Below are 12,001 nucleotides of genomic sequence, written 5' to 3'. Positions count from 1 at the left end.
TCTCGGGTTAAAGTTTGCGCATCACAGAAACAACCTTGCCCATTATTTCGGCTTCATCACCGGGAATAGGGCTAAATGCGTCGTTGTGGGGTAGTAGCCAAATTCCGGACGAATCGCGGTGAAATTCTTTGACGGTGGCTTCGTCACCGTCTAATAGCGCGGCAACGAATTCGCCGACTTCGGCCACTTTTTGTGAGCGTACAACCACCCAGTCGCCGTCTAAGATCCCAGCGTCTTTCATGGACTCACCAACGACTTGCAACATGAAGAGATCTCCGCCACCGACGATCTCTTTCGGCATGGGGTAATACGAGTCGATATTCTCTTCTGCGGTAATAGGAGTACCGGCAGCGATACGTCCTAATACGGGGACGTAGGAATAACCAGAAGCATCTGTTGGTGCTTGCGACCCGCTATTAACGTTGCGTTCTGCGTTATTTGTGCGCCTACCTGGTTTTTTCGTCTCCGGCATATTGCGCACGATCATGGCGCGAGGTTTGTTTGGGTCCCGCTGTAAAAAGCCTTTTTCTTCCAGCTGTCTTAACTGGTATGCCACAGATGATGTGGATTGCAGGCCGGCGGTATCACCAATTTCCCGAATGCTCGGAGGGTATCCACGCAGCATGACAGCATCACGGATAACTTCCAGGATGCGGCGTTGTCGGTCGGAGAGTTGTTCGAAGGTAGGTTTCGGTGCTGATGAAGTGCGTGGGCGCGGCATGCATAACTCCTTAAATTCTCGTCAACGATCGTCCAATATGAACAACCTTAATGCTGTAGTTCACATCTTGGATATCGAATGTAGATGGAAAATTGCTTCCGTGTGGTGAATCCGAGTCTAATCGAAGTACTAATCGAACACAATTACTAGTTTTTGTGGGGGGTGGTGTGAGACTCACTTTATAGGATTCAGTGCAAGCCGATTGAACCGCTAGGCGGTAGTCGGTCGGTGGTGAGCTGGTATTCGGTAGCTAGCCGAAGTTACTAGTCCAATTAATCGCATGAGTTCAGAAGGAGCGTGGACTGTCGTCATGATTCGCATAGACCGGGGTACGTCCCCGCGCGTGGTTATGGTTTCTAATCATAGATCTAACAATGTTGTTTCCCCTGTTGCGCAGTGGGAGCCCCAGCAATGTACGAATGAGCATCCCCGTGAAATGATTTACACCTTGCAGCCAATTTCGCTGGTTCCGGATGATCTGGAGCAAGGTAGTCTACAGCTGTCTCGGACGGCACAACCTCGACCTGCGGTTGGTATAGCACCGTATTTGATGGGAGTAGTGCTAGGGCTGATTATGGCGCTGGGAGTTTTCGTTGGTGCAGCTTAGATGCCTAAGATCGTTAGTGATTGCTATTAACCGTTCGGGTGTCTTAGTGAATCTCTTGAAGGCTTACGATACAAGGAGGATGACTAGGCTGTGTACTGCCCATTCTGTCACCATGAACAGTCCAGAGTCGTAGATTCGCGCCTAGTTGATGCCGGTGTTGCCATACGCCGACGTCGGGAATGTACCGAATGTCAAGGGCGTTTTACGACTGTAGAAAAATCAGTATTGCTGGTGACCAAGAGAAATGGGTTGACCGAGCCGTTTTCGCGCGACAAGCTCATCCGCGGTGTCCACCGCGCCTGCCAAGGGCGGCCTGTTACCGAAGATTCTTTGAAACGACTGGCACAGCAGGTTGAAGAAACTGTTCGCGGGCACGGCAGCTCTCAGGTTGATGCAAACGCTATCGGTCTGGCTATCTTGGAACCCCTTCGTGAACTCGACGAAGTTGCTTATTTGCGTTTTGCCTCGGTCTATAAATCGTTCGACAGCGCACAGGATTTCGAATCAGAAATCCGATTGATGCGCCGCCGTGAACGCGAAGACTAATTACATTCGGTCTAAGTAACAGCAGTGCAGTGCTGTTACTTTTGTGCTTTAGTTGGAGAATTTTTCCCGAGGGCATCGATAGCTTTGTGGATACGTCGCGCAGAAACAGGATGTGCAGTTCCCAAGCGCTGTGCGAATAAGCTCACTCGTAATTCTTCGATCATCCACCGAATTTTTGCCACCGCCGAAGATCTTTCCGCTCCGGAAGGAAGTCGGCGTAGGCGATTCTCTAAATAAGCGTGGCAGTCATCGATAATGTCTTGGCGTTCTCCATCCTTGTCTGGGGCAGTTGTCATGTCAGATAAACGAATTTCTATCGCTCGCAAATACCGAGGCAGATGACGTAGCTGTTGTATTCCGTGGGTGCTGATAGCTTGCTTGGGGAATAAGAAATCCAATTGACCTCTCATATCATCAATCGCTGGGCCTTCCCAGTTGCTTAGCTCGTCGGCGAGTGCAGAATACCGCACCAATCCGGGTGCCAATGTGACGACGGCTTGACGTACTTCGCGTGGGAGTTTTCCTCCGATAGCGGCTTTCAGTTTCTCGAATTCATCGGGGCTCCGTACTGGCCCTCCTTCTGCTATCAGTAAATCGCGCAATGCTGCAATGCGGGCATCAGCGACCAACCCGTCGGCACCGCCGTGAGGGTAGTGTTCGACAGCGACCCGTTGTTGCAGCGGTAGACCATTAACCATTTTCTGGGTATTCACGCTCAAACTTCGCAACAACAATGTCAGCGTGGCGGTCATCATTGCAGTATCTGCAGCTGCCCGAGTTGGGTAGTACTGAACTGATAGCCCTTGTTCGTTGATCGTGAGCGCGGGATAGGCGGTGACCAAATGATTATCAACTTCGTGCTCGATCTGCTCGGGGATGGTGCCCAAGTTTTCTTTAGTCCAAGCAGAAACGTATGTGCGCTGGGTAGTGTGCATACGGGGTCTAGTATCTGCTTGCGATGAATTTTGCGATTGCCGGATCTTGTTTTCCATTTTTTTGGTAATCGAAGCGCTAATTTTGCCTGCTTGGCGCTGTTGCAGAGCACTGAGATCTTTATCGTCATCGATAATTTTCCCGCGCTTATCGATAGCAGCAAAAGTCATGTGTAGATGCGGAGGCAGTTTCTCCGGTGAAAAATCGCTGGCATTAATCCCACGTGCACCTATTTTGTGGAAAGCTTCCGCAACCTGCTGCAGTAAATCTGTTTCGTAAGGCAGTAAATGATCTATGGCTTGTGCGGCGAAATCTGGTGCTGGAACCAAGCTGCGGCGTAATGCTTTAGGCAAACTCCGAATCAGCTCTGTCACTAGCTCTTCGCGTAGCCCAGGAACCAACCACTCGAATGGTTCTGGATCTACGTTGGCCAACATGGGCACCGGGATATTTACCGTTATGCCATCACGGCGGTGGCCTGGCTCAAATAAATACGTCAGCTCTAGGTCTAATCCACCGTGCCGCCAATGATTTGGGAAATCTTGTTCAGTGACAGCAGTCGCCCCGTCAGTGAGCAGCTTGTCGGGATCAAAATCCAGCAAGTTCGGTTGTTTTCTGCGTGCTTTTTTCCACCAGCCATCGAAAGCTTTCGAATGGGTCACAGAATTTGGAATTCGCTGGTCGTAGAATTCGAAGAGGGTATCCTCATCAACGATGATGCCTCGTCTACGGGCTTTTTCTTCATATTCGCCTGCAGTAGAAAGCTTCTCTAGGTTTTGATGAAAAAACTTATGTGAAGTCTTCCACTCGCCAGCAATGAGTGCATGCTGAATAAACATTGCCCGGGCGGCTTCTGGATCGACACGATGATAAGAAATCGTTCGATCAGCGACGATAGGAACTCCGTAAAGTGTGGAACGTTGAGTTGCCACCGCAGCTCCGCGTTTATAGGACCAGCTTGGGTCTGAGTACTGGTGTTTGAGCAATGGGCGGGCAGCGGTTTCCACCCAGGAGGGCTCAATAGCAGCCACACCACGTGCGAAAAGTTTCGAGGTTTCCACAAGCTCGGCTGCCATCAGCAATTCTGGAGGCTTTTTTGCCACTCCAGACCCCGGGAAAATCATAAAACGGGTCCCGCGCGCACCTTGGAATTCCGCAGAATCACTCACGCGCGATCCGATATTCGACAGCAAGCCTGTGAGGAGCGCGCGGTGTATCGCGGATGAGTCGCCGGAGAATTTTCCATCGGTGATCGAGATGCCACCGTGTTGTTTATCCTTGTTGTTTGAGATCGTCCACTTCATATCCAGGGCGATGTCTTGGAGCTGACGGACCAAATCGAACCACTCCCGGATTCGCATGAAATGTAAGAATTCTTCTTTCATGCGTTTCCGAAATTGATTGCCGGACAATTCCGCGCGTTGTTCAGTGATATAACCCCACAATGACAACAAGCCCAAAAAATCACTGGAGCGAGAGCGGAAACGTGCATGGGCTTGGTCCGCTTGTTGCTGCTGTTCAAGAGGGCGTTCACGGACATCTTGCAGCGTCATGGCCGCAACGATAACGATGACGGGTTGCAGACATTCTAGGCGTTCAGCTTCTACCAACATACGGGCCAAGCGCGGGTCAACCGGAATTCGTGCGAGTTGTTTGCCGGTTTTGGTTAGTTGTGGTGCAGAATCGGAGTTTGCGGTCGAATCAATTGCGTCCAGTTCACTTAGCAGAACTAACCCATCGCGGACTGCTTTATGTTCCGGCGATTGCACAAACGGAAAATCCGCAACTGCTCCGAGCCGGAGCGCGGACATTTGCAAAATGACGCTTGCTAGGTTGGTCCGCAGAATTTCCGGGTCAGTAAATTCTGGGCGAGAAAAGAAATCCTCTTCAGAGTACAAACGAATCGCGATACCATCTGCGATGCGTCCGCAACGGCCAGCGCGCTGGTTGGCGCTGGCTTGTGAGATAGGTTCAATCGGTAAGCGTTGAACTTTTGTCCGCGTCGAATATCGGGAAATGCGTGCCGTTCCAGTATCGATTACATAATGGATCCCGGGCACTGTCAGTGATGTTTCAGCGATGTTCGTGGCCAAGACAATCCGTCGTTTCGAATGAGGTGCGAACACTCGGTGTTGTTCTTGGTTCGACAAACGACCAAACAATGGGACAATTTCGACACCGCGAAAGCGCTTTTGCTCGAGTGCTTCTTGGGCATCGCGAATTTCACGTTCACCAGGGAAAAAGCACAAAATATCGCCGTTTCCTTCGGCTAGTAGCTCTTCTGCTGCAGTGCACAAACCATCTAGGGGATCGATGGCTACAGTCTTGCCATCAACGTCAATCTCGAGTGGTTGATAGCGAACCTCCACCGGGTAAGTACGGCCGGACACTTCAATCACAGGCGCAGGCTTGTGCGTCTTCGGATCACGGAAATGCTTGGCGAAGCTCTGCGGGTCAATTGTCGCCGAGGTAATAATGACTTTGAGGTCAGGTCGTTTAGGCAGTAAACGCTTGAGATACCCTAGTAGAAAATCGATATTTAAACTGCGTTCATGCGCCTCGTCGATAATGATGGTGTCGTAGGCGTAAAGGTACGGATCCCGTTGCAATTCTGCCAGCAGAATGCCGTCAGTCATCAGCTTGACTGCCGCATTTTTGCCTACGCGGTCATCGAAGCGAATGGCGTAGCCAACCGATTGTCCAATCTTTTGGTTCAGTTCATCACTAATGCGCTCAGCAACGGTTCGTGCTGCAAGCCGACGTGGCTGAGTATGTCCAATCAACCCATAGCGGCCACGTCCGAGTTGCAAACAAATTTTGGGGATTTGCGTAGTTTTTCCCGAACCGGTCTCACCAGCAATGACGACGACTTGATTTTCAGTGATTGCTTCGGCAATTTCGTCGACGCTCTGGCTCACCGGCAAAGTACCGGGAAATTTAATGGTGGGAATGTGTTGTTCAATAGCCGGAATGATTGCCGCAGCTTTGTCGAGATCGTCGGAAATAGCGTTTAAGGCTTTCGCGGCTTTGGCTTTCGATAATCTACGGCGGAAGCGTTGCTGGTCTGCGTAACGTAACTGCTCAAGACGCTGGTAGAGCTCGTGCTTGCTTGGAACAGTGTCAGTTTGGTTTTGGCATTTTGAGTTTGTGAAAGAGGAATTCATAAGAGGGTCTATAGAAGGCGAAGAACGCTGGTGATCCACATTTTTATGGCTTTGGTTTGGTTGTTCGGAGTCATTCATAACGATAGTGCTAGTTTAGCGGTCGTGAGTCTGGCTAACCTAAATCCGACGAGAAACTCGGTATCATGGATACCGGAAATGAGTTTCGATTGGATGAGCAGCGAGATTAGGGAGTGCTATGACTAACCCCCCACGCGGACATAATGCAGACGACAATTCTAATAGCAAAGAAAACCCAGATGGTGGCGGTTCACAGCAACAACCGTTTTACCCACCAAGCAACCACCCGGAAGACCGTCCTGAATTCGGCTACCAGGGGTCTGAGCAAGCAGCGTATGGTGCTTATAGCAATCCTGGGGAAAGCTCTGCTCAACACAACGGGCAAGTGTCTGCGCAACAAGAACCAGGAAAAATCAACATTCTTGAAGCCATTTCTTGGGGATTTGCTACGACCTTTAGAAATGCGAAGTTGTGGATTGTTTTAGGTCTGATTGTGTTTATCGGGATTATTGCAGCAGTGGCTGCGCAGATCGCAGTCATAGCGTCAATTGCTGATCCGGGAACGCTTGAAGAAACCGGGGGAGAGCTGTTTTCGGGGACAGTTTCTGATGTAATCACGCTTGGCATCATCCTGATCACCTTGGTTCTCACCCCATACTTTTATCGGTTGGCAATCTTTCAAGTAGATGATGCAAATACCGGGTGGGGGTATTTGTGGAAAAACACCCCACTGCTTCGCGCTATTGGCGTGATGCTAGCCGTCTCTCTTGTGAGCGGAATTCTTTACTTCGTCGCAGTCACCCCATTAGGACGAGCTTTTAGTGATGGAACGCCAGAAAGCAACAGTTTTAGCGCTTCCGGCATCGTTATGATGCTTATTGGAACCGTTGCGATGGTTGCGTGGTCGGTGTTGAGCATGTTTATGAGCTGGGCGGCGGTCAGCGGGCAGTTCGGTTTTGGAGCAAGTATGAAAACCGGCTGGGGGATCGGCTGGACTAATTTTGCGAAATTATTGTTGTTTGCGATCGTCGCTAATCTGGTAGTGACTGTCGCTTTGCTGATTAGCTTGGGTTTGGTCCTAATTGTTGTCGTTCCTGCGTGGTTGCTTGTGACGGCTCACATGTTCCGCCAGGCGGTACCTAGTACCGCATAGCCGATCCGCAGCAGCTTAGGAAGAGCGAGTTTGCAGATCGCGGGCACGCTCGACCGCTTGGTGAAATGCTTTTTGTAGCACATCGCCAAGTGCAGCAAAATCGTCGCCGCGTGAGCTGGAAGCGCGGTAAACCAACCCAATACGGCGATCAGCTTGTACCGCGTTAGCAAATTGCGATACAGACAATCCCGGCTTGCGGCACTCTGTATCAAGTGCAGATTCCGGAACCAGGGTTGCGCCGAAGTGCGCGACCACCAGCTGCATGATTGTAGTCAGCGAGGCAGCGCGTGTAACCCACGAATTTTGTGATTGTGGTTGGCGGTCAATAAGCCGGCATAGTTCCAAAATCTGGTCCCGGAGACAATGGCCGTCGTCAAGCAATAACAACTCAACTGAATGCAACGCGTCGAGTGTAAGGTCGGAACGGTCAGCAAGTTCATGCTGGTCGTGGATAACTAAAGCCATCTTTTCTGTATATAATGGCCGCTCCACGAACGCAGGGACATTGGTGGGGAGCGCAAGCATTGCAACATCAATTTGTCCGTCGCGCAGCTGCTGTAACAAATGGGCAGTTTGCTCTTCGACGATATGTAGCGTCAGGTTCGGGTATTCAGCTGCCGTTGCCCGCAGGACATCCGGCAAAATATACGGCGCCACGGTCGGTATGATGCCCAACGTAAGCGGGCCTTCCAATGTTCCCGCAGATCCACGCGATTCTGTAACAAACAGCTCCGCAGCTTGCAGCGTAGCCAAAGCGTAGGGCAGTAACCGTTTGCCTGCTGCAGTAACAATCACCTTGCGCGTAGATCGCTCAATAAGCTGGACGCCTAGCCCCTGCTCTAAAGTAACTAGTGCTTGCGAAAGTGAGGGTTGGGAGATGCCCAGCTTAGTTGCGGCGGTACCAAAATGCCGATTCTCGGCGACAGTCGCAAATGTGCGTAGTTGTGACAGTGTCGGGCTAAACTCCTTATTAGGCATAATTATTATTTTATCGAAAATTTTAGTGTAGAGCTATCAACGGTGAGTAGAGACTAGTGACCACCGGAAATCAGTAGGAATAAGGTTGCGCAGAACCACGGTATGACCATGGCATGACTGTGCTGGCAATGCCAGCCGCGGGCAGCGACGAGGTAGCATGCATTCTTCCTGCAGCATTCGTTAGCGCTCGATACGCAGATCCCTAAGCCTAACTTCACCAGCATCGTCACTGGCGTCTAAGTCGACGGTAGCAACGAACTGGAAGTCATTATTTCCTTCTGGATCTTTAATAATCTGTCGGACGGGCCAGAGGCGTGAGCGTGCAGAAGCATCGAGGTGAAAATATTCTGGGCCGCGTGCTTCGGGGCCAGTATCAAGATCGGTGTATTCCTCAAAATAATCATCCAAAGCATCGCTGATATCTGGATAATTCTCCAGGTAATCAAGCAACTGTTCGAGACGCTCTTCTCGTTCTAGGGCAAAAAGTTGCACTAGACGGAACATATAGTTGCGTACCATGATCTTCAAAGCGCGCGGGTTCGCGCTTAGTGCGCTAGGATCCTCTACACCGAATGCCAGCTCGCGGTCGACTCGTTCTTGCGAGACCGGCGCATCCTCGTCGGTCATGGTTGCCCACTCGTCGACAAGCGAAGAATCCACTTGTTGAATCAGCTCTCCGAGCCAAACAATGATATCCGAGAGTTCATCAGTCTTGGCCTCAGCAGGGACAGAATGGTTTAACGTGCGCCAAGCATCGGTAAGATACCTCAACACGACCCCTTCGGACCTGGCAAGTCCATAGGTTGCGATCAAATCCGAAAAGGTCATGGAGTTTTCCAACATATCGCGTACGACCGACTTTGGCGAGATATCAAATTCTCTGGCCCATGGGTGTCCCTGGCAATAAGTCTCAAAAGCTGCGTCTAATTCTTCACGACATGGCATTGGCCAGGTGATTTCCTCAACGATTTTCATTCGTTCCGTGTAATCAACACCTTCAGCTTTGAGTGCATTGATTTCTTCGCCCCGCGCGGACGATTGCTGCGCCTGGAGAAGTTGGCGAGGATCATCCAAGATGGCTTCAAAAGTGGAAATCACGTCTAATGTGTAGGTGGGAGAGTCCGGGTCCCATAAACCAACCGCCGCCAGAGCAAACGGAGCCAAAGGTTGGTTTAGCGCGAAATCACGCTGTAATTCTTCAGTCAGGTGGTAGCGTCGGCCCTGTGAATCCGTTCCCGTCTCGTTGGCAGGTTTGTCGACGATACCCGCATTCCGTAAGCCACGGAATAGGGAAGTCGCGGCTAAAATTGACTGATTTTGTTGTGCTCGGGTGTCGTGGTTGGAACGAATCAGATGCTTCATGTGCGCATAGACGTCTCCAGGACGGGCGATCACATTGAGCAACATAGAATTGCTCATCTGGAACTGGCTGCTGAGCGATTCCGGCTCGGAGTTGATGAGCCGCTCATAAGTCTTTTCTGACCAAGAGACTTCGCCATCACGTGGAGCTTTCTTTTTAAGCTTCTTTAAGCGCTTCGGATCATCGCCGGCTTTGCGACGCATCTTTGCGTTCTCAATTTCGAACTCGGGAGCCAGTACGACGACGGTGCCTTCCGTGTCGTAGCCAGCACGACCCGCACGGCCGGCAATTTGGTGGAATTCACGGGATTTGACGATACGTTCTCGTCGCCCATCGAATTTTGCGAGGCCAGTCAACAGAACCGTACGGATCGGGACATTAATGCCCACTCCGAGGGTATCTGTTCCACAAATGACTTTCAGCAATCCAGTTTGCGCTAGCTTCTCCACCAGTCGCCGGTATTTGGGCAGCATTCCTGCATGGTGCAAACCGATACCACGGCGAATCATCTTCGACAGTTGCTTGCCGAAAGTGGTGCTAAAGCGAAAATCACCAATCTCCTCGATCATTCGCTGTTTTTCTTCGGAATTTAAAAAAGAGGTTGCGGTTAGTGATTGAGCCTGTTCAGTGGCTTTGCGCTGCGAGAAATGCACGACATAAATGGGGGCCTTGTGGTTGTCCACGAGGGTATCGATCATTTCCTCGACAGCAATGAATTCATAGCTGAATGCTAAGGGGACCGGGCGGGTGGTACCTGTTACTAGGGTAGTTGTTCGACCAGTGCGTTGAGTGAGGTCTTCACGCAGCCAGCTGACGTCGCCGAGAGTCGCCGACATCAGTACAAATTGCGCTTGGGGCAACTCGAGTAGGGGAACTTGCCAGGCCCAACCGCGGTCTGGTTCCGAATAGAAGTGGAATTCGTCCATCACAACTTGGTCGATCCTGGCGTCTTTGCCGTCACGCAAAGCAATATTAGCCACAATTTCCGCAGTAGCAGCGATGATAGGCGCATTGCCGTTAACTGTGGCATCGCCGGTCATCATCCCCACGTTTTCCGGGCCGAAGACGCCACAAAGCGCAAAGAATTTTTCGCTTACTAGAGCTTTGATCGGGGCAGTGTAAAACGAACGTTTACCTTCCGCGAGACAGAAGAATTGCGCAGCCGTTGCCACCATAGTCTTTCCGGAACCGGTTGGCGTCGACAGAATGACATTGTCCCCGGCTAAAGCAGCGAGACTAGCTTCTTCTTGTGCGGGATAAAGGGATATGTCTTTATCCCTGGTCCAGCGAAGAAATGACTCCCAGATGGATTCCTCAAGCAATGAGGAGGGAACTTCTGACAGATCAGGCACTACGTCGTTAAGATTCACACCCACCACCGTAGTCGATCAATGAAAGCTACTCTTCTTCGTCTGCTTCTCCATGCTCATTACCATCGAGGGAATTTAAGAACTGTTCGAACGATGCTCCGATCTCATCACCAGTCGGCATATTTTGCTCACCTGGCAAGATAGCTTGTGGATTCTTTTCTCGGTAACGCTCTAAACCCTCATCGAATTGTTCTTCTAACCCAGCTACTAGGGATTGCACCTCATCGGCTTGATCAATCTGTTCTTCTAGCTGTTGACTGATGCGCTGGATGTCGTGCTCCAAGCTCCCCAGCGGCAAATCCAAATTGCTAGCGTTAGCGACTGAACTAAGCAAATTGTACGTCGCCAGTGGATAAGGCGAGGAGGCTACATAGTGTGGAACATGAGCTGTGTAACCAGCGACATTACGATCTCGCTTGTGCAACGCACGCTCTAGGTAGAGAGCAGCGGAGCCTGGCACCATGAGTTTTTGATCCCACGAAACTAGGCGCTTGATTAATTCCTGAGAATTGCCGTGGCCGGAAATCGTCATCGGTCTCGTGTGGGGGACGGTCATGGGGGCGGCGTAGAGACAAATTGTCTGTTGTACATCCAGTTTTTCGACGAGATCAGCGACCGCCTCGGTGAATCCATTCCAACGCAAATCTGGTTCTGGTCCGGACAGTAGCAAAAACGGCTTACCTTGGTTATCTCGCAATACCTTCATGCTAATTTCGGTGTTTTCGATCTCCACCGGCTCGTTGTTTGCGATGGTTACCGCCGGGCGCCGAGAACGGTAATCGACTAGTTCATCCGAATCGAATGTGGCTACCGGGCGATGGTCTAGTGCCGAAATGAGGTGATCTGCAGCCGCCTCCACAGCCATTCCAGCATCAGCATAACCGTTTAATGCCACCACTAAAGTTAGGCGGTCATTGGAATTGTTACCCATATCGGGGGCCGGATATTCCAGTTCGTACATCTCACGTGCATCGTCGTACATTGGCGCACCTCCTCGTTGCATTCTAGCGTTGTTGCGCGCGACTGACATTCAGCCCTTCTCCGCACCAGTTTCTACATGGTGTAACGCCAAAACACGGAACCTTATTCCGTGCATAGCCGAGAGGCAACCCAGGTGCCCATGCGACTGTGGATAACTTGAGTTGTCCACA

Annotated in this window: 8 protein-coding genes; 3 read left to right on the top strand and 5 right to left on the bottom strand. The window is 51.0% G+C overall.

Annotated features, from left to right (window positions below):
* Positions 1–7: 7 nt before the first annotated feature.
* A complete protein-coding gene (gene lexA, locus L9H78_RS06085) occupies positions 8–721 on the bottom strand; it encodes a transcriptional repressor LexA (RefSeq protein ID WP_249619559.1) in 714 nt (237 codons plus the stop codon).
* 280 nt (positions 722–1,001) lie between these two features.
* On the opposite strand from lexA, the gene L9H78_RS06080 reads away from it, so the two are divergent.
* Both L9H78_RS06080 and nrdR read left to right on the top strand, forming a co-directional pair.
* Positions 1,002–1,328: a hypothetical protein gene (locus L9H78_RS06080; RefSeq protein ID WP_249619558.1), complete on the top strand. Its 327-nt coding sequence runs from the start codon at positions 1,002–1,004 to the stop codon at positions 1,326–1,328.
* Between the two features lie 90 nt (positions 1,329–1,418).
* Entirely contained in the window at positions 1,419–1,874 is a 456-nt protein-coding gene (gene nrdR, locus L9H78_RS06075) for a transcriptional regulator NrdR (protein ID WP_023019363.1), read from the top strand.
* Positions 1,875–1,909: 35 nt separating this feature from the next.
* Here the strand turns inward: nrdR and hrpA are convergent, their stop codons facing one another.
* Positions 1,910–5,971 (bottom strand): ATP-dependent RNA helicase HrpA, encoded by a 4,062-nt coding sequence (gene hrpA, locus L9H78_RS06070; protein WP_249619557.1) that lies wholly within the window; start codon positions 5,969–5,971, stop codon positions 1,910–1,912.
* Between the two features lie 196 nt (positions 5,972–6,167).
* On the opposite strand from hrpA, the gene L9H78_RS06065 reads away from it, so the two are divergent.
* Positions 6,168–7,142 (top strand): hypothetical protein, encoded by a 975-nt coding sequence (locus L9H78_RS06065; RefSeq protein ID WP_249619556.1) that lies wholly within the window; start codon positions 6,168–6,170, stop codon positions 7,140–7,142.
* Between the two features lie 15 nt (positions 7,143–7,157).
* On the opposite strand, the gene L9H78_RS06060 is transcribed toward L9H78_RS06065, so the two are convergent.
* The 3 genes from L9H78_RS06060 to L9H78_RS06050 form a co-directional block, all read right to left on the bottom strand.
* A complete protein-coding gene (locus tag L9H78_RS06060) occupies positions 7,158–8,120 on the bottom strand; it encodes a hydrogen peroxide-inducible genes activator (protein WP_249619555.1) in 963 nt (320 codons plus the stop codon).
* Between the two features lie 180 nt (positions 8,121–8,300).
* Positions 8,301–10,850, bottom strand: coding sequence for a DEAD/DEAH box helicase (locus L9H78_RS06055; protein ID WP_249619554.1), 2,550 nt, complete (start codon positions 10,848–10,850; stop codon positions 8,301–8,303).
* A gap of 28 nt (positions 10,851–10,878) precedes the next feature.
* Positions 10,879–11,832 carry a PAC2 family protein gene (locus L9H78_RS06050; RefSeq protein WP_249617269.1) on the bottom strand — a complete coding sequence of 318 codons (954 nt, stop codon included), beginning with the start codon at positions 11,830–11,832 and terminating at the stop codon, positions 10,879–10,881.
* Positions 11,833–12,001: the final 169 nt, after the last annotated feature.

This window comes from Corynebacterium pseudodiphtheriticum, assembly GCF_023509295.1.
Taxonomy (GTDB): domain Bacteria; phylum Actinomycetota; class Actinomycetes; order Mycobacteriales; family Mycobacteriaceae; genus Corynebacterium; species Corynebacterium pseudodiphtheriticum.
Note: the sequence above shows the minus strand (reverse complement) of the source record. Positions and strands in the feature narration are given on the sequence as shown.